Genomic DNA, 24,649 nt, shown 5'->3' on the forward strand with positions numbered 1-24,649 from the left:
CTGCGGGAAAGACCCCGAAGCCTCCCTCGACCCCGTCCAAGGACGTCAGTCTTCGTCGCAAACGCTTTGTAGCCCTCGCAGTTGTGACGCTTGTCTCTCTGAGTATTCCGATTCTGGCTCTGACCTTGATGTTTGGCCGCTAAGCAATATATTGCGTCATACGTAATTAAGGACCTCGAGGGGCGGTGCGATAGCATCGGCTGGTCAGCCACTGCCTTTCTCGGGGGAATCCATGCCCATCGTCATGCCAATTTTCGGTACCCGTCCGGAAGCCATCAAAATGGCTCCGATCGTTACCGCCTTTCAAGAGTCTGCGGACTTCGAGTGCGTAGTGACCGTCACTGGTCAGCACCGCGAGATGCTGGACCAAGTCAACGAGTTGTTTGGAATCGTCCCGGACCACGATCTGAACATCCTGCAGCAACGTCAATCGTTGTCTGCCATCATGACCCGCACGATTGACGGCTTGGACAAACTGTTTGCGGCCAACAAACCCGATGCAGTCATTGTCCAAGGTGACACGACCACCTCCACGGCCGGCGCCATCGCTGCTTTCTACCATGGCATCCCGGTGGTGCACGTAGAGGCCGGTCTCCGGAGCGGTGACCTGTTCTCTCCGTTCCCTGAAGAGGCAAACCGCAAAATTACGAGCCAGATCGCCAGCCTCCACTTGGCCCCGACCAGTGTCAGCCGCGGTAACCTGCTGGCCGAGGGGATTTCCGAAAGCGACATCGTCGTCACTGGTAATTCAGTCATTGATGCACTCCTGACCACCGTGGACAAGCACATCCCGTTCTCGGATCCGCAGTTGGAGGAGCTTGCTGCCAGCGGCCGCCGGATCCTCTTGGTGACAACGCACCGCCGCGAGAACCAGGGCGATGCGATGCGTGGTGTTGGACGCGCTTTGGCTCGCATTGCCGAAGCAGAGCCGGAACTGATGATTGTGTTGCCGGCCCATAAGAACCCTGTTGTTCGCGAAGCGGTTCTGCCCGCACTGGAAGGCAAAGAGAACGTCATCGTCACTGAGCCCTTGGCTTACGGCGAATTCACCCGGATGCTCTCCTTGGCGCACATCGTTCTTACAGACTCCGGCGGAGTCCAGGAAGAGGCGCCGAGTCTCGGTAAGCCGGTTCTGGTAATGCGCGACAACACGGAGCGGCCGGAAGCAGTTGACGCCGGAACCGTGACGCTTATCGGCACTGACGAAGAGAAGATCGTCAAGGAAGTTGACCGCCTCCTCAATCAGCAGGACGCATTCGACGCAATGGCCAACGCCGTGAACCCCTACGGTGACGGAAAGGCTGCCGAGCGGACAGTTGCAGCTGTGGCCCAGCTCCTCGGGACTGGCTCACGCATCCCGGAATTCGTAAGCTAATTTGAAACTGCCCTGGCTGGACTGTCCAGCCAGGGCAGCTGCCTTCCCGTTGAGGGTAGGCACTCTTGCCTCCGGGCCGCCGTTACGCATTGCCCCGCTCTGTTTGTGACAGTTGCTCCTGGCGGCGCTCACCTAAGATAGTGCTCGAATGTGGCCGTTCAGGGGCAGATAGCCCGATTATGGCGTAAGGAATCGCATGACCACCCACACAGTAGATCTCGACGTCGTTCGGCGCCAGACGTTCGGAGAGATGTTCAGGAAGAGGTCAACGGACCGTGCTCTTGCTGACGAGCTCCTCGTCGGCAAGCTCAGCATGCGACCACACCCGACGTGGAATTTCCAGGACGGCATCGACTGGAATGCAGATCCGTTCGGGCAACGGAACTGGCGGGCGCAACTTCACATGCTGCGCTGGTTGGAGCCGGTCCGCAGGGTAGCCATGGCTGGAGACCGGGAAGCACGGGAGTTTTGGCTCCAAACGTGCAAGTCGTGGATTGAAGCCAATCCTCAGTCGGACCCGAAGGAGAAGGACCAACAGGGCAATTTTGTCAGCTATGCATGGGCTGACATGGTGGAAGCGCTACGTGCCATGGTCCTGACGTTTGGCCTCCCGCTGGTTCAGGAGGGCGACGATCAGTGGCTGGCGGAGTCCATCCATGCACACGGTTTGTGGCTGGCGGACTCCAAGCATCTCGGTCATTCAAATCATGCCCTGCACCAGCACCAGGCTCTTTTCGTCATCGGTTCGGCCCTGGGCAACGCGGAATGGACAGAACTGGCAAGACAGCGCCTCACGAGCTTGTTCGAGGAAAACTATGACGAACAAGGCGTAAACGTCGAAGGGGCCATCGGCTACCACAAAAACAACCTTGTGTGGTGGGAAGAGGCATTCAAACGTCTGGATGTGGAAGGCGTGACCCGTCCCGCTTCAGCCGAGAGGCTGAACCTCGCCTACCTGGAGCTAGCCCATGCCACTAAACCCGACGGCACCTTCGAACTGATTGGTGATACTGAAGCCACTACTCCGGGAGCGTTGTCGTCCCCCGAATTGGATTACGTGAAGTCGGAAGGTTCTACGGGACAACCGCCCGCCGAGCTCACAAAGATTTATCAGAAGGGGTATGTCTTCGGGCGCAGCGGCTGGGGCGATCACGAACGTGATTTCAAGAAGGAAACCTTCTATTCCCTGTCCTTCGGCAAGGCCAACCGCGTACATGGTCACCAGGATGGCGCTTCGCTGACCCTTCATTCAAACGGCCATCCATGGTTGGTTGACGCCGGCAAGTACGCGTACAAAAAAGACGCCATGCGCGACTACTGCTTGTCCCGGCTTGGACACAACGTAGTACAAGTCGAGGAAAGGGTATACAACCCCAAGTCCGAAGTGGCCCTTATCCGGTCATTCACCAGCGATGAAGTTGACGATTTCACCTTCGCGGATTCCGGGTACAAGGGCGTCGAACTGAAGAGGCGTGTTGTCTACTGCCGTGGTGGCGAGTTCTTACTCGTCGTAGACAACGTATTCAGTGCCGACGAGGTCTCCGCCAGACAGCGGTGGCATCTTGACACGGACACCGCGGTAGAGGACATCCCGGGCGGCCTGCGACTGGATCGCGATGGTGCGTCCTCCTTCCTCCTTTGGAAGGGCAACGCGCCTGCCATCTCAATTGCGAAGGGTTCAGAAGAACCCTTCGACGGCTGGATGTCCAGGAAATGGATGGAGAAATTGCCGACCCAGGTTGTCTCCGCGACACAGAGCGGACGGCGCTTCCGGTTCATCACCATCATTGCCGCGCCACAATCGGGCAGCTTCTCTGTCAAGAAAATGGATGCCACCGGCGGACGAATAGCGTTGAGTGCGCTCTCCGGGCGTTACCAGTTCAACCTGACCGTGGAAGAGGATCGCGTTTCGGTCACCCTCGGCGAGGAAGGAACAATTTCCTCCGAATTGGACGACGTGAGGTCAGCCTGGCTTAAGACCATGGACCTTTGCCGCGCCGCAGGTGTCTTGTGGTCGGCGCCCAAACCAGATGACGGCCTGTTCACAACGAGGTACTGGGGCAGTTTGAAGGCATGGGTCGCCCAACAGGACAACACCCGAAGTGCGCGGCTGGAAGCTTTGAGCATTCTTCTCAACCTTCTTCTCGACGCCAACGATGACTCGAGCGACGATCAAGGCCTGCGTACGGGCATCGTGGATCTCCTAGGGAACGACCTCACTGAGGAAATCGAGCTAACCAGCAACGCTCTGGGCGTGATGCGGGAACCGCTGATTGCCTGGGCCGGCGTTGATCTTCGTTCGAAGACTTATGGCCGAAAGATCGAGACCATCAGCTCTCCGAGTGAGATCGGTTTCGAGGAAGGCGAGAAGTCCAAGATTTACTCCGCCAACTTGGGAGGCTTGGTTCTGCCTTTCGCGGTAGGACATGGGCCCTCTGATCTCTTATCCGTCAGGTTCCACGGCGCGATCAATAGAACCAAGACGACGTTGCCTTTCTTCCAGGGACTGACTTCCGAGCTCATGGAAGGGGGAAACCATGCCGTCTTCCAGGATCCATCACTGGACCTCAATAAGAACATGACCCTCTCTTGGTACCTCGGAGACGGCAGCATCAATGTCCATCGGTTCATGGCCGAGTGCATCCGCAAGCTTCAGCTCGAAACGAATGCTACGCGTATTCTTCTGTCGGGCAGCTCGGGCGGCGGATTCACTGCCCTTCAAGTTGCCTCCTACCTCCCCGACTCCGTGGCACTGGTCTTCAACCCCCAAACCGATGTAAAGGAATACTTCCGGACAAGCGCAGATGTGGCTCTATCCACCTGTTTGAAGTCTGATGTCGATGTGGAAGAAGCACGCGCCTTCAGGCTTTCCACGTCCGTGGTCGAAACGTATGCGATGCTGGAAGACCTCCCCCGTATCCTCTACGTCCAGAACACAGGCGATACCCACCACGTCACAAAACACCGTAACCCGTTCCGTTCAATGCTGGAGTCCGAACACAGCAACCACAAAGATCGGATCGAATTCGTTGATGTTGATTGGGGCCCTGGGCATGTGGCCGCTAAAGCCGAGCTTTATGCCCATTACCGCTCCGCCGCTTTGCAGCACTTTCCGACAAGTGCCAGTTCATTAATCAACTGATGCAGCACTTTTGCACCGACCAGATTTCGTTGACTTAGGAAACACGTTGCATATTAACAGAAGACTCAGTTCTGACAGGACCATTGGCCTTTCCGCGGTTGCGGGGTTTGCCTTCATTTTCTTTGGGACGTTGCTGGCTCTCCTGCCGCAGGCGGCTTCGACGGCAAGCGCGGTGGTCATCATCGCTTTGTTTGTGGTAGCTATTGTCGCCTTCAGCGTAGCCACCACCGGCTTGATAGGGAGGCTGAAGGAGAACCGCCGCTTGCAGCGCGAGTCACAGGCTTCAATTAAGAAGTACCTGCTAACTCTGCAACGGCAGTTGACGGATCTGGGAGAAACCCAGAGCGCCTCCACAGCACAGCTAGCCGACCTGCAGGAAGCCCACAACGCCTCCACAGCACAGCTAAGCGACCTGAAGAAGGCCCACAACGCCTCCACAGCACAGTTGTCAGATGAGGTCCGAAACGCAACTAGGACACTCCCCGTGCCCGCGCCTGAGCTTGAGGCCGAGCACGGGCGCTTGCTGCAGCTCGTCGAGGACCTTAAGTCCGAACACGCAGACAAGGCCCGAGAGGCCGAGGAGCGATATCTAGAACGGCAGTTCGATCTTGTGGCGCTTGACGGTAGGAACTGGCACTCTTTCTCCGGTTCCGAGGTCAAAAAACTTGCTGAGACGCAGTTCAATGCCAAGCCCTTGGCGGTCTACGAGATGCTCGAAGCCCATTCGATCTTTGAAAAGATCAATATGACGTCATTGCGTGGCCTGGCGAGTGAGCTGCGCAAGCTCGGATACACAGCCAAAAGCCAGCACGTCCTTCGGGTAGTACTTAGCCGGAAACACAACGAGAAATTGGCCAGTGCAGTCGCTTTACGCGATGAAGAAGTCAAAATCTTCTCCGGTGCCTTCAAGCCTGAGCCCCAAGGACCATACGAGCACTTCACTCCCAAGCCCAACTGCATTCTGCACGTAGTGGGCAAAGTTCTCCCGACTACACAATCGGGATATACGCTACGTACGCACTATACGGCCTTAGCCCAGATCCAGTCCGGGTTGGAAGTACACGTGTGCAATCAGGTAGGCGATGCGGTGAACGCCGACGCAGCCGCGCAGATGGACGTTGACGGTGTCACCTACCATCTCCCGACGGGACCCATCCGACTGAACACTCCCCTGACTACCTGGCTGAGCGCCAACGTCGAGGAACTCGCGAGAGTGGTTGCAGAGGTACGTCCTGCTGTCCTCCATGCCCACTCTGACTTCTTCAATGCCCTCTCCGCAAGGGCTGTTGGTGACTACTTCGAGATTCCTGTGATTTACGAAAGCCGTGGCTTCTGGGAAGAATCCTGGCTTTCCCGAATGGCCCAAGCCAGCGGTATCGAAGACATCGAGGCATTCAGTAGTCGCTGGGGCGTCCCTGACACCTATGCATGGCGCCGGGAACGCGAGCGTGATTGCAGGGAAGCAGCGGACCATGTGTTCACCCTCGCAGAGGTCATGAAACGCCGAATTACGGCCGAGGGGTGCCCGGAGGAGAAGACCTCTGTAGTGCCGAACGCTGTCAGCGGCGACCAGTTCCCGGTTCAAACGCGAAACGCCGAGTTGGCTGGCAGGTTAGGCATACAGGGCGACGAGATCGTCATCGGGTACATTTCATCCCTGGTCGAATATGAGGGCGTACCGGTACTTATCGATGCGTTCCGACAGTTGCGTGAACGCCTGAGCGTTCCTGTCCGGCTCCTGGTGGTAGGCGATGGACCAGTCCTGGACTCCCTTAAGGCCACAGCTGCGTCGCTCGGACTTCACGACGCTCTCTTCACGGGGCGCGTACCCCACGAGGACATCCTGGGCTATTACGGGCTCATCGACATTTTCGTTGTCCCACGCACGGCAGCAGCTGTATGCCAGCTCGTCACGCCGCTGAAACCCTTTGAAGCCTTCGCAACGGGACGAACGATTGTTATGTCTGACGTCGACGCGCTCAAGGAAATTGCAGAGGCAAGCGGCTCGGCTGCTCTGTTCCAGGCCGGAAACAGTGACTCACTCGCGGACGTTCTATCCGACCTTGTTTCAAGCCCTGAGACGAGGAGCAAGATGGCGGCAGCCGGCGCGGCTTGGGTACGTGAAAGTCGCTCATGGGAAGCCAACGCGGCTGTCTATAACAACCAGTATGCGAATCTGGCGGCGAATGCAATCCGCGTCTGAATTGCTGTTCCAGCAATTAACGGACGCTGATATTGAAGCGCTTCGGGAATGGGTCGCTTCAAGTCACCGCCCCGATCTTTCGGACGCAGTTTGGTTCGACAGCCTAATCAGTGATTCCGATTCGGATGTCATTAACAACGGCTGGAAGGCCGGAGACTACGATCGCCTGGATCTTTCGCTGCCACTCGCCTGGGATAGTCTCTGCGCGGACGACAGAAGCTGGGGTTCCCAGCTTCACGGCTGGAAATTCATGGACAGGCCAATCCAGGAGTTTATCCGTACTGGCGAAAAGACCTACCTTCAATGGTGCTTGGATCGTGCAGTCTCCTGGTCGGAGAGGTATTCTGGCCAGGAGACAGACAATGCGATCGTCTGGTACAACATGGCTCTCGGCCAGCGCGCCCTTCGCCTCGCTGGCCTCATTTATCTGGGGGCAAAAAACGGCATAACTATCCAGGAACTGCGGTCCCTGCTCAGTGCTGTAGACAGGCACAGGCTTGAATTCGCTCTCGAAAGCTCGTTCAATCCACGCACTAACCATGGCTATTTTGTGGCCATCGGTCAGACAGTACTGGGCGCAGCTCTTGAAGCTGTGCCAGAGTTGAGCGGGCTGGCTGAGGAGGGCCGCAGACGGCTGGCTGTCATGATCCGAACACAGTTTCTTCCGGACGGCGGCCACAGCGAGCACTCCCCCGAATACCATCGGATGCTGATGCAATCTTTCCAGATTGCGGTGGACAACGGCCTCATCGAAGATTCCGAACTGACGGGCCGCCTCCGCAAGGCCGCGGACTTGCTGGGCTGGATGATCCAGCCCAATGGTTCGCTGGTCCCGTTGGGGGATACTCCGTACGTCAAAATGATAGACGGTAGTCATCCGCTGACTCTGAGCCCTGAAACCAACTTTCTGATGTCGGGAGGTTCATTCGGTCAGGCGTGCCCAACAGAACTGGGAGTATTTCCGGACTCTGGCTACGCCTTTGTCCGTTCACCCCAGCCACAAGGAGAAGCAGGACAGTCAACTTCGTCTTACCTCGCTTTTACAGCGGCCTTCCACGGCAGAGCGCACAAACACGCGGACGATCTCAATTTCGTCTGGTATGACCGGGGGCAGGAGATATTGGTCGAAGGCGGCCGTTACGGGTACGGTGCACAATTGCCCGTCGATTCGCCCCTTCGCGCGGACGGCTTCTACTATGCCGATCCCTTCCGTCGGTTCGTCGAATCTACGATGGCTCATAATACGGTGACCGCCAACGGAAGGAACCACGACCGGCGTCGAACCCCTCAAGGCTCTGGTCTTGGGCTGTGTGAGCAGGTGGGCGACGTGTTCGTCCTGAACGGCCGTATGGACCACGGAGGATGGACCCACCGTCGGAAGGTTGAGTTGAAGCCCGGCATTGGTCTCACCGTCACAGATGATGTTCAATCCACGGATGCCGTCAAGCGGGATTACCAGGTTTGGTTCAATCTCTCTGGGGCATTGACATTAAATGCCTCCCCTGCTGCCGGGCTTTCTTGGTCTCCAGCCGGTGGAGAGTGGCATCTGACGTTGAGGACGGAACCGGGCACTTCGGTCCAAGGCCCAGTACGTGAATCCGACAACCCTCTCCGGGGCTGGCGATCAGTCGAGGACGGAACCCGCGAGGGCGTTTGGTCAATCTGTTTGGAAGCCAGGAAAACCCGCCACCACGTGTTCAGGACCAGATTTAGCTTCGACAACGATGACTAGGCGAGCAGCAGAACCGCCTTTGAGTGAGACAAATGGGCGCTCTTGGCTCGTGAGTGGCACTCAGTAGCGCCATGAGAGAGACAGCCCCTACGACTCTCTGGCTTCAAACCGCCCCTCCATGCCAGGCGTGGGATATCCAGCCATTCAAGGACCCTCATACGCGGGTAGAGCCATGGCGGTGTGCTAAGTCAATGCTTGGTTTATCAGGCGCCGTTAGCATCAGAAGACCGTATTGTGACGGGTGATTCCCGACGGAACAAGGGGCAGGTCTGTTCCAGCCGGTAACGTTGGTCCTTGGTAACATCGACCTAACAACTGGGGAACTTATGGGCTCATCTACCGACTATGTGACCAATGAATACGAGGTTGGTTTGCCGGCGCTCCGCATGGAACGCAAAGCCATCTGGGATTACTACCGCATAGAATTTCTGCCCAACGGATACCCTGGTCGCCGGACTGATGGTGTGCTCATGGCGCACCCCATCTATGGCCCTTACGTCATCACTGACTACCTGATCCAGTATGGACTCACCGAGGATCCCATTTTCCTCGAAGCTGCCATTCGGGTCGCTGACATCTCTGTAGCCATGATGGAGCCCTTGCACGACGGCTTGGTATTTAATTATGACGAGGAACGGGCCAAGGTCTCCAGCAAGAAGGGCACCTGGTACAGCGGCCTCACGCAGTCCCGTTACGTAGACGTCCTCAGTAAGCTCCTCGCCTACCCGGGTACAGATCGGTTCCGCGGACCACTGAAGGCTGTTCTGACCAGCTTGACCATCCCTGTAGAGGACGGCGGCGTGGCGCGCTACACCAGCGACGGTGGACTGATTATCGAAGAGTACCCGGCGACCTTCCCGAACTGCACACTGAACGGATGGACCACTGCGACGTGCATCCTGTTGGACGTGGCGCGGGCCACGAACGATGAGGGCGATTGGGAAGTCTTCCACAAATCCGTTAAGGGCATGGAAAGCGTCATTGGCCTCTACGACGTCCCTGAGCTCGCCAACTCCCGTTACAAACTCGAAGGCGACGCCACGTTCCAGCTCACGGCTGCGGGCTCCGACCTGGAAGTGACGGACTGCCAAGTGGTTGTCCCATCAGCCGGCGTCTTTGCTGCGAACGTCGACGGCGACCAAGCGGGGGAAGCTCTCAAGGCCGGCCCCTTGGCCATTCGCGACGGTAAGTTGGGGCGCGTCAAGGTTCGTTTGAGTAGGTTCTCGTGGCCTTCGCCCAACAGGCTATTGCTGAAGGTCACGGCCGAACGTGCAGGGCAAGTCAAAGTGGCTATTGGCGAGACGACGTACAACCCGTTCGGGAGCGTGCCGAAGGTGACCGGTCAGAAGCACCTTCAAGAGTTCGATCTCCTACCCGGCGAAAACCTTCTTGAGATTGCGGTGCCCTGGATTGCTGCGGAGATGGTTGCACACCCCACCAATTTTTCCAAGAAGCTCACTGGGCGACAGTTCAACGTCTACCACTTCATTCACATTGATACGCTCACCAAGATCGTGGAGCAGTCTGGCAGCGAGATTCTGGGTTATTACCTCGATAAATGGCGGCATGCTCCGTCTCTTTGGGCTGAACACCCGGCATACCAAGATGAACGCTTGATGTTGGAGCGCTTCGACATGCACAAACACAAGTAGCCACAACCGACACAGATGCCCCCATCATTAGAGCGCGTGGGGGCATTTGTGTCGCCGCCCTTAGGGCGGCTTTGCAAGGTTCCCTGTGAGACGGACTCCCTCCTGTGTCAAATGATCTCTACGCATTCAACAAGAGTCAGGAGCTAGGAGCGCCGATCATGCCGACTTCCCGGCGCCACGATCCTGCCACCTCGATTCTCACTTCGCCTGACCACCGTGTCATCGGTTCTTAGGTCCTCGCCTTTGGGCAGCCACGCCTCATGGCCTAAGCCGCTGCCGAGTCCGGTCCCCGTCCTGTGCTGTGAAACCAGGTCCCGCGCCACACTCACCTGCTTTCCGTAAGGCTCTGGGGGTGACGCTCAATCGGCGCAGTTTGGGCCAACCGGAGACTGCTCGGGCACGCCAACGGCACACTCTCAGACTGGACCCGGGCAACGCGCACCACTGGCGATGCCACCGGGAAACTACAAGCCGCCTGGTTGGTCGAAGAGCAGCTTCGGGAGCTCTTGGCCACCGGATCACTTACCGATACGGAGGACGGCCTGCAGGTTCTGGTCGAACACGCCTCTAGACCGGAAACGAACAGGCTTGGGCGCCATACCGCGATCAAGCACAGCACCAGGACCGGAAGAGGAAGCACCAAACGCCCGGAACTACCAAACGCTTGTCCTACAGCGAACTGCCGCCGGGATGTCCCCAGGCCGAAAACGTTCGCCGCGAACCGCGACAGCCGCTTAGGCAGGGTGGAGCGCCGTAGTGTCGCCTTCCATAATCGCCAATACCTCAGGATCTTCCCAGGTTATGGGTGCGTAAATCTCCCCCAACTGCTGGATCAACTCAACGCATTCGGCAACGTCGGCCTCGGGTACGCGCTTGAGTTTATGGATAAACCAGTGCTTCATGAAAGTCTGGGCACGTCCCGCTTTGTACTCCGGCATCAGTCCGACTTCTTCAAGCCAGGCGGCGCGAGCCTTCTCCAAGGGAAAATACTTTTGGTAGAACCGTGGACCGAGGGTATTCACCACGGAGTTCTCCACCGCACCGTAGTAGATGTGGATCGGCACTTCGAGGACGTCGATCCTACGGGCGTAATGTACCAACTGCTGGAAGAAGAACGAATCCTGTCCAAGCGCTCCAACAGGCTGCTCAAGATGAAGATTCTTCAACCACGAGGAATTGAGCACAGCAGCCTGGATGCTCATCGGATAGAAGTCCAGGCGACTGAGAAGACTGTCCGGAACATCGTCACCGTCCACGGGCGAGCTGTCCAAATTGCGGCCAAGTTTTCGAGAGTTATGGAAAGTTTTTATTCCGTCCGAGTATCTCAGCATGTCACCCAAGGCCATGTCCAAGGACTCATCAACAGCGAGCTGCACCAACTTTGCATAACCGTCGTTGATTGCTTCGTTGTCAGGATCCAAATAAGTCACCCAAGGTGCTGTTGCGAGTTCCAGCCCCTTATTTCGTGGCCTGGACGCGCTACCCGAGCCAGTGCCCCCGAACTTGAAAACAGTAACCTGGCTGTACCGCTCCGCCAGTTCGTCAAGTATTTGATGAGTGCGCAGATCCGTAGAGCCATCGTCGACCAGGATGATCTCCATCTGGGCAAAAAGTGACGAGCGTTCGAGGGACCTGATGCACTTATTTAGAAGGAAGGAGCCGTTGTTATGAACAGGCACTATGACGGAAAGAAGTGCTTCGAAGGGTGCCTGGGCTGACTCCACTAGTGACAAGGACTCTGTACGCATGCCGATACCGAGAGGATCCAGTACGTAGCCATTGCCTTGAACGCGACCACCTTGGCGATACGCTTCACCGGCAGCAGAGTCGAGCCAGAGGGCACCCGCGGAAGGTTCAGGCAAGGTGGAAAAGGACTCATGCTCGGGCATGGGGCCCGTGTCCGTACCGGCATTCGGCAGCGACTTCGTGACGAAATCAACATCAGCATACTTGAACGCGTTGACCAGATCCTCAACGTATGTGGGAGCGTATCTGAACCGATCCGAAATGGGTACGGCGATGTCGAACTCTTTGTAACGTCGGCGCAACTGTTCCGGGCTCACGGTTTCGACTCCCCTGACAGTCTGCTCCTGTACAGCGCGCTGAAGTTCGTCGGAGGGTGCCTCCATGACTGCACACACCCTCGCCGATGGAGCCCCCGCTGACAGGCCTGCAGCCTGCAATATCTCTGCCATGCGATCGTGGGCAAGGTGGTCCGTGTAGGCCCTCCTGAGGCCTTCCATTTGGACCTCGTAGAGGTTGACCTGGGACATTCCATCCAAAACATCACGGACATCAGACGTAGTCTGCGCCGTCAGCACGTTAGGGAACCTATTATTGACGCCCACGTTGTAGTTCGACAGCACCATCGACCCCATGGCCTGAAGTTCAACAACCCGGTTAGCGTACATCGAAGCACTGGATATAACGGAGTTCAGATTGATATTGAAGTCGGATATCCGCTGGAGCTTCATCAGCAGATCATGTTCGACAGTGGGTACCACATGCTGGAGGTATTCCTCCGGAAAAAAGTAGCGGCTGTTTTCCAGCGACCAATTGCGGTCAATGATCACGAGGTTCCGTGACGATTCGAGGACGCCGTCGAAGATGGCTTTCGCCCCCGACCGGCGTGCGGGATAACGCTGTGTGTGCCATGAGCCAGCGAACAACACATCCGGGAGACGATGCCTGCGTGAGTACACAGGTGAGTGATGATAGGGATTTACCCCAAAGCTCAACACGCCAATGGATGCCGCATCCGGGCAATCCCGGGTGTAGTCGGGGACGCTTTCTGCAGCACAAGTGAAAACATGGTCGGCAGCCCTGGCAATGCTAAGGAATTGGCTGTAGTTGGGGGGATCCTCTTTGGAATAGAAGGCAACCGGCGTCCCTTTGGCTCTGAAGTATGGGACCACTTCTTCAAGAAGAAATTTCCTCTTCTTTGACTCCGGGGTTGCAAGCCCTTTCCATTCACCGCCAAGTCCACGCCATGTACTCGCTATGAGCAACAGCCCGGCATCAGCAGCTACGTCCTGAAAATTTGCCGGTGTGACGTAGCTCAGGCGGGCGGTTGAGTCGAAGCTCTTGTAAAGAAACTCGTCGGCAATAATGGCGACGTCAACGGGATGGGCCCTGAGGCTTCTCGAACCCAAGGTTTCGGGAATATCCTGCAGGATAGGACGAAGATCCTCAATGTAGCCCTCGATGTGTGACGCATTCCGCCGGGCCAGGTACTTCCGTTTTGTGTTCGACGGCAAAACAGGCTCGCCGGCGAGTACTGAGTCCACATAGTACTTTGAGGTGTAATAACCCTGCCGTGAGTCCGAGGCAGCTTGGCAGTATTCGAGTTCTTCCAAACGCTTCTTAGACCGCCAGAGGCGGTTCTCCGCGTCGCCCATCAGGCTTTCCCCCGTCCTTGGCGCCTGCGTAGACGCCAGTACTTCAGTTGCAGCGCACCGAGCGCCGAATTGGACAATGCTGCTAGTTTCTTGTCGCGCTCGGCCAGTTCCCTCTGGCTGGCAGCATACTTTTCACGGTACATGTCCAGTTTAAGGCGGGTCGTGAACAGTTCCTGGCTGAACTTCCGCCTTTCGGCTACCACAGAGGCCATATCCACTTCCCGCTGGTATGCGTCGCGCAATTCAGCCTGGAGTTTTTCGATCTGGACATTGTGGGCAAGCGCCGCACGGCTAATGCCCTGCCGAATATGCTCGACGTCCCCTTTGTTGCGGTCCATGAAGTAGTGGATCCTCCTCTGTGGTAACCGAAATGCCGTTAGTTGACGGCGTGGGCCACGGTGGCAGTCACTTCGGCGTTGGCATCCGGTCCCCAGATGCCGCGGGAGTCAATGACTGTCTTGCCTGCATATGCTGCCGGGGAAATGGACTTGAATTCGTCGTGGTCCACCAAAACCACAATGACATCAGCTTTGGAGATGGCTTCTTCCGTGCTCACAAGCTCCACATTGGAGCGGTCCCGAAGGGCAGCGGGAAGTGCTTCGACGTGCGGCTCCACGACCAGGAGACTTGCCGTCGGAAGCTGCTCAGCCAGTTCAGCTGTGATGCCAATGGACGGTGACTCGCGCAGGTCATCGATGTTCGCCTTGAATGCCAGACCGAGTGTGGCGATGACGGGTGCGGCTCCGACTGCCTCAGCAGCCTTGCGCGCCTTCACCACGACCCATTCCGGCTTGGAGTCGTTGGTAATGCGGGCCTGGCGGATGAGTTGAGCTTCCTCCGGAGCGGCGGCCACAATGAACCACGGGTCCACAGCGATGCAGTGACCCCCAACACCGGGACCTGGCTGCAGGATGTTAACCCTCGGGTGGTGGTTGGCCAACCGGATCAATTCCCACACGTCGATACCCAGCTTGTCGCTGATGATGGAGAGTTCATTTGCGAAAGCAATGTTCACATCGCGGTACGAGTTCTCAACGAGCTTCGCCATTTCAGCCGTCACATCATCCGTGACCAGAATCTCCCCTTGGCAGAACACTGCGTAGAGGTCTTTTGCCAGTTCCGCGGCTGCGGGCGTAATGCCACCCACAATGCGGTCATTGGTGACGAGTTCGATCATTACGCGGCCGGGCAGAACTCGCTCAGGGCAATGAGCAAAATGAATAACCGGCGCACCATTGGCACCGTCAAGCGAGAGGTCAGGCCTCAAAGCGAGTATGTAATCGGCCATGTGCCGCGTGGCGCGTGGGGGTGAAGTGGATTCGAGAATAACGAGTTCGTCGCCTTTGAGCTGAGGCGCGATTCCGCGGGCAGCTGCCTCAATGTAGCTCAAGTCTGCAGAGTGGTCGTCGCGGAACGGTGTGGGTACAGCCACGATGTATGCCTCGGCAGACGGAGTTTCCGTTGTCGCCTTGAGGTGTCCTTGGCTCACAGCACCGGCCACGTGGACACCCAGATCGGGTTCCACGAACGGGACCTCGCCTCGATTTACTGCATCAACCGTGTTTTGGTTCACGTCGATGCCTACGACGTTGATCCCGTTGGTCGCGAGGATAGCGGCAGTCGGAAGCCCGATATATCCAAGGCCAACAACGGCTACTGTTTTGATGTTCGTCATTTACTTCCCCTTTTTAGTTAAACAGTGATGTGTTCTTTGGGATCTCCAAAGAACGTGATTTCGCCGGACGCGGCCAGTTCTTCATCTGAGACATCCCAAGTATGACCGTCGCCCTGCCGGATCTGGCAGAAGTTGAATCTGTCGGCAGAATAGATGAAGCCACCCGCCGTGGTGACGGCTTTTAGGAAGCCTGTATCTTCTCCACGATTAACAGCTTCAAAAGGATTGGATTCAAAGACTTCACGTCGTGCCGTGATAGTCGGTCCAACCACAAAGCGGGTTAGACGATGTTCCATATGGGCGATACGGAGCGCCGTCGCCTTTGTCGACACGAAGTGCATGTAGTGCGCTTGCTTACCCACCACGTCTGCCTTCGAGTAATCAAGTGCATGCAGGAGGTCCACAAGATATTGCGGACCATAGTAGTCGTCGTCATCCATCTTTGTGAGAACTTCACTCGAAGACGCGGCGACACACTGGTTCAGGCATTCACCCAGCGTCAAGTCTCTGGACGCAGTCAGAAGCTTGAAGCGCTGAACCCCGTGCTTTGCGGCCAAATCCTCGACATGGTCCATGGGTACTTCGAATCCGTGCGTTAGAAGGACCAACTCAACATCAACGTCCGATTGACTACCGATAGTCGCGAACACATGCTCCAGCTGATGTGGTCGAATGGTCGGCACGAGAGCACTGACTGTTGGCAGAGCAACACGACGCACACGCTCCGGGAGAACAGCTGCGATTATCGTTTCCGCGCGGTGGGCATACGTGTGCTCGCTCCAGATTCGTCGTTGGCCCCTATGAACCACTCGATCATTGAGTTCGGGGCTGCGGGCCAACATTCTGATCTGATGTTCACCCTGCTCTTGTGACCCCGCTACAAAAACCTCATCTGGCTCAAAGAAGTGACCGATAGCCGCGCTCGGCGTTGAGACTATCGGTGTCCCCGAAGCGGTGATCTCAAAAATCCTTCGCGCGCACATGCTGGGAGAACCGACCACGGAATTAACATTGAGAAATACCTTGTACGCCCTGTACGCAGTGAGCATTTTTGCGTAGTCCAGGCTACCAACTACGTTCTCGTTGAACGGTACTGGAAACTGGTAGCTGGAATCGCCACCTAGTTGGCGCGAAAATATGTCCAACCTTGGCCCTGACTTAGACGACGCGTCCCTTGCCGCACTGAGGAGTAGATCCATCTGCTGCCGGCGTTCAGGGTACTTATGAGCAAAGTACATTCCGGCGAAGGCCACTCCTCTTGAATGGCGACCCTCTCCAATGCGAACCGGATTATGGATTGCAGGCTGCGCAGCAAACGGCAGCGGAGCTATGCGGTCATGGCCCAAGTCCCTTTGATAGGACGGAATACGGTCTGAATCACTCGTGAAGACCATGTCGAACTCACGAGCTGCAGGGAGGAAGTCCTCGTAGTGAGGTGGATCCTCCTTATTCCAAAAGACTGTAGGAATCTGCCGCGCCCGGCACCACGCCATCAATTCCAAGAACTCCGGCTTTGGTCCGGATGTGCCCATGAGCTGGTACTTCCAAGAGCCTTGGTTGCCGCTCCAGGCAGACTCTACGAACAGGAAATCGATGGACGTTTCCGCCAACTGCTCCTGCCACGAGTCTTTGCGAAGGTGCAACAAGTTCCATTCAAAGGAGTAAGCAGCACTTGAAAAATCATCCAGAATCACGCCGACTCTAAGATCCTGGCGTCGCGGATCACGATCAGGTACGCGATAGGGCCCAAAGGCTGCAAGATTAGCAGGCCCCGAACCAGAAGAACCAGGTCGCGTCTTTCGTTTGCCTCGTGGACTGTTAATTCGCTTCTCGACTTTTTGTCTCCTGCGCCACTCCAAGAGCTGGTTCAGTCCTCCCTGTCGGTAATGCCAGGCAGCTTTGCGAATGTCCTCGATTACTAGCATGTCAGCGTCCTTCCATCCGACGCCCGCTGGCTCGCTCGAGCACACGTGTAGCGACAAGGTTTGCGCGGGCTTCATCCTTGATACCTGCGGCTGTGAGGTTGTTCCCACGGGAAAGGTTGGATGAGAAGTCTTTGTAAGTAGCTGTCACGTCTTCAGCAGGCCCGTCCATGATGAGTTCGCCCTTATCAAGCCAGATCACCCTGCTGCACATGTCCCGGATGGTGTCCAGGCCATGACTGACGATGAAGACGCAACCCGCTTGGGCCCGCAGCTCATCCATGCGTGCTTTACTCCGGTTGTTGAACTGCGCGTCTCCAGTATTCAGCGCCTCATCGACCAGGAGGATTTCCGGATTGACAGATGCTGCAATGGCAAAGCGTAATCGGGACGCCATGCCCGAGGAGTACGTTTTCATCGGAAGGAAGATGGCGGAATCCAGACCTGAGACTTCGACGATACTGTCGAAACGAGCATCGATCTGCTCCCTGGTCATACCCATAGCGAGGCAGCCCAGAACAACGTTTTGATCGCCGGAAAGTTCAGGGACCAGTGCGGCATTGACGCCAAGGAGAACGGGGGTGCTTGAAGCGTAAACAGCACCGTGGGTCGGCGCCACCTGGCCGCTGATCAACTTCATCATTGTGCTTTTTCCAGAACCATTACGGCCGATGATGCCGACAGACTCGCCCCTTTCCACGACCAAAGAGATCTCTTTGAGCGCAGAAACAGTGACCAAGTTCGGCCGCTCCAGCAGGCTTGTAATTCTTCCCCTGATTCCCCGTCGGCTGGACGTGCTGCGTCCGTCAGAAGATGGCACCCGATAGGTCATCCGGACCTTGTCTATGACTACGCAGGGAGGACCATCCAAAAATGCAGTTGAATCAATCGCGCCCATAAGTCTCCTCCCCTTGCCAGAAGAATACGAAGCCAACCAAGAGTGCCCCCAGCGCGACGACTCCCAGAGTTGCCCATGACTCCCAAGACGGCACACGATCGTAAAGGACGCTGCTGCGAACGATATCAATGACGTTGAAGAGCGGATTGAACTTCATCACGGCGAGAATCGTCGGATCGGACACGAACCGTTCGTAGGAGTAGAAGACAGCCGAACCGTACATCCAGGCACGGATAACGAAGGGAAGTAGATGGGTGATGTCGTGAACCTTCGAGATGACTCGTGCAAGTATCAGTCCGATTCCGAGATTAAAGATCCCCTGGAGAATCACGGCTGGAATGGTCAGAAGCCACAACAGGCTGACTTTCTCGGCGGGCGGCACCAGAACTATGAGGAGGAGCATGCCCAAAATCAAGGGAACAGCTGACAGCATCTCACGCATGTTGGCACCCAAAGGCAGTGCTGCCCGTGGAAAATTGAATGCTTGCACAACAGATTTACCGTTGCGAATCGATCGCGCACCTGACGTGATCGCGCCTGAGCTGAACTGGAAAAGGAAGACTCCAACAACCAGATAACCGACAAAATTATCGATGCCATGGCTGGTCTGCAGCAGCAGGCCGAACACGAAGTAGTAGGTCAACCCATTGAAGACGGGGTTCAGCAGAAGCCACGCGCTACCTAGCCGGTCTTTCCGCGTTCCACTCTGAACCCGAGCCCGGGCGTCGTAGAAAATAAACTGGCGGTAATCCCAGAGCTGGACCAGATAATCCAGAAACCCCGGACGGGACCCGACCCGGGAGAGCTTCCTGATATCCACCGACAACGGCTGTATTGCCGCCGGCGGTGGAAGCTTAGCTTTCTTTGCCGACACTAAATGGGTCTCCTTGATCGATTCGAAAACACTGTGTCGCAAGCCCAACCCAACTGAACCAGAACGCCGTCGTAGGTACACGAAAGCGCTGCACGCGTTGCCAACCTGTCCGCTGACATCAGTTGCCCCTCAATGTTTCGTAAGCCTTGCCATATAGATCTGCGTTTGCTTTCCATGTCCGCGTGGCCAGGACTTCCTGACGGCCGGCAGCCCCCAAACGGAGTCGCAGACCTTCGTCGTCGAGCAATTCGAACAGTGCATCAGCCAAAGCGTCAGGCTTCTGCGCTGTCACCAAGCGGCCGTTTACCCCGTCATGCACGATCTCCCGTAAGGCATCAAGATCACTTGACACCACAGGTCTCCCCGAGGCCAAGGCCTCGACCGGCTTCAACGGCGTGACCGCCCTCGTTACGGCGAGATCCTTCCGAGGCACGACGAATACATCCAGAGCTTGGTGGAAGAGATGCGCTTGGGCGGCCGGCACCCGTCCTGCGAAATGAGTTCGTTCCGATAAACCGAGTCGCCGGACCTGATCCTGAAGAGCAGGAGCAGCCGCCCCATCTCCAACGACGAGCAACTTCAACTTTGACAGCCGAGGTGCAAGCAGCGCAAATGCTGAGACGAGATCATCGATGCCCTCGTAATCCACAAGACTGCTGACGGTTCCTACATAAAGCCCCGCCGGATCCAGTCCCAAGGCAAGACGGGCCGCTCTATGCTCCAGGGGTTCCCTCAAGTAGGACCCACCCACTGCGTTGGGGCAGATGAGCACCTTGTTGGCCGGGACTCCCGACGCAACGATATTGCTCTTCATGGCCTCACCCAGAGTTACCACCAAGTCAGCGCTGCGCATGACGTCGGCCTCGCGCTCCATAAACAACTGATAGCGCTCGCTGCGCCGTGCATCGTCGCCGCGGGTTGATGCCCAAGTGTCGGCAAGCTGCCCACGAACCTCGTAAACCCAGGGTAAGTCCAAAGCGTTTGCTACTTCGCGTGCAACCACGCCGTTGACAAAGTGAGTAGTCGTATGAAGAACGGAAGGCTTGAAACTCCGGGCTACTTTGAGAAGTTCATCGGCCTGCTGCTGTAAGCGACCATCCATGGACTTGGCCATGTGGCTTGGAAGTAAGCGAGTGTAGTGGACTCCATCCACCACGTCATCCTTCCGCGCCGTGAGTGCACCGATCTGTACCGGATAGCCCAGACGGGTGACGGCTAACGTCTCCCAACCGGAGTCTTGTTGCGACGTGAGGATCGAATGGGTCCGCCGAGCATAACCACTGGCCGTATGGGGTACGGAATTCGTCAAGAGGTGCATGACGCGCCGAGGCTTTGGCTCGAAGCTGATTCTCGGCAATACGGGGCGCCATCCCCTGAAGACTTTGAGCTCTGATTCGAGTCGTGCTCGCTGCCTGGCCATACCTGCGGGCTGACCTGTCAAAGCCTCTACAGCCCCGGACATGTCGCCGTCGTACCACTTGCGTCGCGCCGAAGTCGCAGGACGTTGACGTGCGCCCTCGGCTTGACGCAAGAAGATGTCCGCCCATTCAAGCTGTCCCGCGGCAAGTGCAATTTCGCTTGCCCTCCGAGCTTGGCCGGCTGTGATTCTCTGAGCCGAAGTGCTTTCGAACCGCTTCACCAATCCGCCAATGTCACCAGCAGCGAGGCTTGCGAGCAAAAATAGCGGTTTGGACGATCTTGGTGCTTCTTTTGTGACCATGGTGGCAGCGGGCCCAACCACGGATGAAGGCAGCCGCCTAAGTATCAAAAGCACCAGCATGAAGGGTGCCTCCGTCAGGTGTTCAACAACGGTGCTTGCTGCCAACTTGAAGTTGGTCATGACGCGAATCATGTGGATTCCCGCCGTTCTGAAGCCTGCGTAGTCTTGGCTGCTACTTTTGCGATCTCCTGCATATATTGAAGGGCAAGATGTGCATAGTCCGCATGCTCACTTACCCACTCACGACCACTTTTGCCTGCTGCGAGCCTTTGTCGGTCTTGGGAAAGCTCGCGCCACAGTTGAGCAACAGCTTCAGGATTGGCCTGCACCACGTCACCCGCCTGGGCTTCGCGGATGATTCGCTCAGCCTCACCTCGGACGATTGCGGTCACATGCCTGCCGATCGCCAGAACCTCGTAGGTCTTCGATGGAACGGTGGTCTCAAACGACTTCCAGTCATCGCGGAGCGAGACGATGCAAGTGTCCGTTTCCCGGTACTTTTCAAGAACAGCCGGGCCGTGAAGCGATGGGTAAAAAGTCACCGGAGCGTTCAGTTCCCGAGCGAGCTTGACCAATTGAGGCCTGGTTGTACCTTGGCCGACCAGTGTCAGATGAAAACCATCTCCCAACAACGCGCTGGCTCGGATGAGAATGTCCAGCTTCTGGCTCTTGCCGTGATTACCAAGGTAGAGAGCCCGGAACTCCGTACGATCAAGAGCGGGGGGCTCCAGGAATGGGACTGTATGGAGATCCAGTCCATTACTGACCGTGGCTACATGCTTGATGCCCCGCGCGCGAAGCGTGTCAGCAAATCCTTCTGTCACTGTAACCACCAGGTCAGCCCGTTGCTGCAAGAACTCCACAGCATGCTCCACAAGACTCTTGACGCTGCCCTGGACGATACGAGCGTCACGTGCCAGGTCCGGCCATGCATCCCGCATCTCGACGATGAAAGGGACTCCCCTGAGCTTGGAGAGAACGTACCCGGTCGCCAACGTAGGAAGGCTGGGAGCCGTGGCGAGAATGGCGTCGGGTTTCTTGCCCCCCAGGCCCACGGGAACGGACATAACGGCAGAGAACAGCTGATCCATGAATCGGGCAAGGGACGATGTGCCCATGTGCCTCAGATAGGGGACCCGTCGGATGGTTTCACCATGAGGACCTCGCTGATGCGAAAAAGCGAGTCCGGCTTGCCTGCGGGGCAGATTGCGCCGGCCGTTTGGATAATGGGCCACAGGCGCAACAACGTCCACGTCCCAGCCAGCTTTACGGAATTCACGAGCGAGGGAGGCCCACCTGCGTTGGGGTGGGCTATGTTCTGGCCAATAAGAGTGTGTGAGGAGCATGAGGCGCATCGGTGATGCAGGATTTTCCGCAGCCTGTTCCCCGGTGAGGGAGTAACCCATGGGCTACTTGCCGTTAAGACGGGGGCGAGGACTCCCCTTGGAACGCAGAGCACGGAAGTATGCAACGCCCAGCAGAATCAGCACGAGGATGGTAACCCCTTGGACAAGGGGGTTATTCTCAGCAACGGGTGCCAAGGCAACCTTTAGCGGACCCGCAATATCGGCGCTGGCAACGGGTGGCGCCGCTGATTTGGTTGGCAATGGAGTGGGCGTTGGAGATGGTGTGGACTCCGAAGGGGCCGTCGTCGTTTCCTCAGGAACCAAAGGTTGATCAACGTAGCCCTGAACCTCGCCTTCCGCGGGCAGGTTTGGCAAAAGCGTCTCTTGGGTGGGAGCGGTGGGAACAACTGTCTCAACGGATGGCGGGGCCACAGGCTCGGTGACCGGAGGAGCAACGGGTGCCGGCTCAACAGCCGGAGGAGCTGGTTCCGGCGTTTTCTCCGGCTCCAAAGGAGGGGGGGTCGGAGACGGCTCCAAAATCGGAGGCACTACGACCGGTGGCACCACTGGTGGGGTGGGAGTTGCGGTTTCAGTAGGTTGCCCGGTTTCACTGCCTGGTCCCGGCTCCAGCTCGGTGGCGACAGCGGGCTGAATGCCTATGAACCCGATGCTGGCCAGCAGAAAGACCACGAGCACGGCTTGAACACGTTTGATTCCAGTGCCCAACTTTCCCCCCGTTGTATGTGTTTCAGAACGCTTTCGGCGATCCATTTATCGCAACCACCTGAGACATGACGGCGCGCGGACGTTCCCCTCCGCGGAGGGGCGACCCGGATTAGTTTATCGTATGGACTAGACCCATCCCCTCAGCCGCAGAGATCCGCCGGGAGCCCGCCCGCCGGGGCGGGATAATGCCCTCTCTTGGTAGAGTCGTCTCTGCTGATGTCGATTCAGAGGAATACATGAAGCCCGCTAACCTCTTCCGACAATCATCGCCGCAGAGGCCATCCCCCAAAGGAATAAGGCGATGGGCCGTCGCCATGCTCGCGGCCCTCCTTGTCGTCGTGTGCGTGATCTTCGCTCCCTGGGACAATAACGCCGGAACACCCAACACCGCCGTAACACCCAACGCCCCCGCTTCGCCGCCCACCCATCCCATCAGCGGTTACTTCATCACCGCCAATACCGAGTCATCCGCCAACAGGGACAAGATGGCAGATATCAAGGCCTTGGGTGGAGATACAGCGATCACTTTTGGCACCCTTCTGAGGCCGGCCACGGAGGAGTCCCTTCCTACCGACTGCGTTGTGCAAGGTATGGCCTGCGGCAAATTCGTCAGCACCTCCTTAAGTGTTCATCGATACTTCACCTATTCCGACGGAAGCCACTGGGGGGAGTCTGTCTCGAAGTGTCCCAATGACCGGACTGTCTCATCCGCCGGCAAGTCGTACACCATATTGGTGCTGCCCACAGAGGGCCGCGGCTGCAACTCCCCCGACGGAACCTATGACGTGGTGATAGTGGGGGGCAGCAAAGAGTCCGCCGAAGATCCAGCCGCCGCATTGTCGTCGGCGGCCACCGAACTGGACATGAAGTTCTACGCGGGTCTCCCGGCACCAATCAAGCGGACCGACGTGGACTACCTTCCCGATCTTTCATACATCAATACCCTTGACCTTTTCACGGAGCGGTTCCTGGAATATCAGGCCGCTAATAATGACGTTCCCGGTCTTGCCGGCTTTTATCATCACTTCGAGATGCCGATCAGCTCCGCTCAATTCTTCGACCCTGTTTTGTCTCTCTACAAGATGCAAAACATGGCAATTAAGCGCGTACTTCCAACCCGTTCAGCGGTCATTAGCCCATATATCGAGTCCAGATCGGCGGCGTCCAACGTCAGCCCTCAGGATGCCCGGCTCGGGATACGCAGGATCGCCCAGACCTCTGGTGGCCTCGCGCTGAACATCGCCATCCAAGATGGCATGGGAACTGGAAAGGGCGCAGCGTACATGCCCAGCGAGGGCAACGATCCCGTGGATACTTTTGCCGCAACCATCGTCGGCCAGGGGACGTGGGGAGAGAAGTACGTGGCACCCAATAGGGACTACTTCCAAGCCGCGGCGGATGGCATCACCGGGACAGGTGCCGTTTTGTGGGCCAACTTGGAAGGCATGGCCCCCTCTACTAAGACCAACACGTGCGGCAACAGCCTTCGTGGGCAAACCACTTTGGAAAGAATGGATCGCCAGCTTCAACAGATGGCTCAGGCTGAAAAGATAATTTCATTCATGTGGGATCCCTACTTCACGTGCAAAGGCACCGGCACGCCGCTCAAGGAGCAATTGCAGTCGGGGCATACGTCGCCCATCGTGACCGACGCTAAAATCGACGCTGACGCAGGCGTAATAACCGTCAACGGATTCAATCTCTCCGGCGGACAAGTGAAAGTGTCCTGGACCACAAGTGACGGGGCTTCCCATGAGTTGGACTCAAACCCTTCAAGCACGGCGGAAAAAGACGGTGAGGACGGCAGCTCTAATCCAAGACTTGAATCGATCGTCATCAGTCTCGATGGATCAACGCTGCCCTCTGGAACGCCGTACCTGGTGAACGTCACCAGCCGGCAGGACTCCGGCCAAAAAGTGGAGTTTGCGGACGGCGTATTTTCGCCTTGATAGAATCGTCACTGCTGATGCCAACATCAAGGAACAC

The 24,649-nt window shown here is 57.1% G+C and carries 14 protein-coding genes; 6 read left to right on the forward strand and 8 right to left on the reverse strand.

Going from position 1 to position 24,649, the window contains the following annotated elements; all coding sequences use genetic code 11:
* Positions 1–232 precede the first annotated feature (232 nt).
* The 5 genes from wecB (at position 233) to QEH68_RS15975 (ending at position 10,104) form a co-directional block, all read left to right on the forward strand.
* Positions 233–1,375, forward strand: coding sequence for a UDP-N-acetylglucosamine 2-epimerase (non-hydrolyzing) (gene wecB, locus QEH68_RS15955; protein WP_280623367.1), 1,143 nt, complete (start codon positions 233–235; stop codon positions 1,373–1,375).
* Positions 1,376–1,625: 250 nt separating this feature from the next.
* Entirely contained in the window at positions 1,626–4,517 is a 2,892-nt protein-coding gene (locus tag QEH68_RS15960) for a heparinase II/III family protein (RefSeq protein WP_280628027.1), read from the forward strand.
* A gap of 46 nt (positions 4,518–4,563) precedes the next feature.
* A complete protein-coding gene (locus tag QEH68_RS15965) occupies positions 4,564–6,720 on the forward strand; it encodes a glycosyltransferase (RefSeq protein ID WP_280623368.1) in 2,157 nt (718 codons plus the stop codon).
* Positions 6,704–8,452 carry a heparinase II/III family protein gene (locus QEH68_RS15970; RefSeq protein WP_280623369.1) on the forward strand — a complete coding sequence of 583 codons (1,749 nt, stop codon included), beginning with the start codon at positions 6,704–6,706 and terminating at the stop codon, positions 8,450–8,452. The genes QEH68_RS15965 and QEH68_RS15970 overlap by 17 nt, the downstream gene beginning before the upstream one ends.
* 326 nt (positions 8,453–8,778) lie before the next feature.
* On the forward strand, positions 8,779–10,104 hold the full coding sequence (locus tag QEH68_RS15975; RefSeq protein WP_280623370.1) for a D-glucuronyl C5-epimerase family protein: 1,326 nt from the start codon (positions 8,779–8,781) through the stop codon (positions 10,102–10,104).
* Positions 10,105–10,838: 734 nt separating this feature from the next.
* Here the strand turns inward: QEH68_RS15975 and QEH68_RS15980 are convergent.
* The 8 genes from QEH68_RS15980 to QEH68_RS16015 form a co-directional block, all read right to left on the reverse strand.
* The gene (locus QEH68_RS15980) at positions 10,839–13,502 is read right to left on the reverse strand and encodes a glycosyltransferase (RefSeq protein ID WP_280623371.1); all 2,664 of its coding nucleotides are present in this window, start codon (positions 13,500–13,502) and stop codon (positions 10,839–10,841) included.
* Entirely contained in the window at positions 13,502–13,840 is a 339-nt protein-coding gene (locus QEH68_RS15985; protein ID WP_280623372.1) for a hypothetical protein, read from the reverse strand. Before QEH68_RS15985 ends, QEH68_RS15980 begins: the two co-directional genes overlap by 1 nt.
* A gap of 38 nt (positions 13,841–13,878) precedes the next feature.
* On the reverse strand, positions 13,879–15,177 hold the full coding sequence (gene wecC, locus QEH68_RS15990; RefSeq protein WP_280623373.1) for a UDP-N-acetyl-D-mannosamine dehydrogenase: 1,299 nt from the start codon (positions 15,175–15,177) through the stop codon (positions 13,879–13,881).
* 17 nt (positions 15,178–15,194) lie between these two features.
* Positions 15,195–17,102, reverse strand: coding sequence for a glycosyltransferase (locus QEH68_RS15995; protein ID WP_280623374.1), 1,908 nt, complete (start codon positions 17,100–17,102; stop codon positions 15,195–15,197).
* A 1-nt stretch (position 17,103) separates the two neighbouring features.
* Positions 17,104–17,997 carry an ATP-binding cassette domain-containing protein gene (locus tag QEH68_RS16000; RefSeq protein WP_280623375.1) on the reverse strand — a complete coding sequence of 298 codons (894 nt, stop codon included), beginning with the start codon at positions 17,995–17,997 and terminating at the stop codon, positions 17,104–17,106.
* Complete coding sequence (locus QEH68_RS16005; protein ID WP_280623376.1) at positions 17,984–18,871, reverse strand: ABC transporter permease; 888 nt, start codon at positions 18,869–18,871, stop codon at positions 17,984–17,986. Before QEH68_RS16005 ends, QEH68_RS16000 begins: the two co-directional genes overlap by 14 nt.
* 118 nt (positions 18,872–18,989) lie before the next feature.
* A complete protein-coding gene (locus QEH68_RS16010; RefSeq protein WP_280623377.1) occupies positions 18,990–20,711 on the reverse strand; it encodes a glycosyltransferase family 4 protein in 1,722 nt (573 codons plus the stop codon).
* Between the two features lie 8 nt (positions 20,712–20,719).
* On the reverse strand, positions 20,720–21,997 hold the full coding sequence (locus QEH68_RS16015) for a glycosyltransferase family 4 protein (RefSeq protein ID WP_172325569.1): 1,278 nt from the start codon (positions 21,995–21,997) through the stop codon (positions 20,720–20,722).
* 980 nt (positions 21,998–22,977) lie between these two features.
* Between QEH68_RS16015 and QEH68_RS16020 the strand changes: the two genes are divergently transcribed.
* On the forward strand, positions 22,978–24,612 hold the full coding sequence (locus tag QEH68_RS16020; protein ID WP_280623378.1) for a hypothetical protein: 1,635 nt from the start codon (positions 22,978–22,980) through the stop codon (positions 24,610–24,612).
* Positions 24,613–24,649 lie beyond the last annotated feature (37 nt).

Origin of the sequence: Paenarthrobacter sp. OM7 (assembly GCF_029873575.1) — a bacterium.
GTDB lineage: Bacteria > Actinomycetota > Actinomycetes > Actinomycetales > Micrococcaceae > Arthrobacter.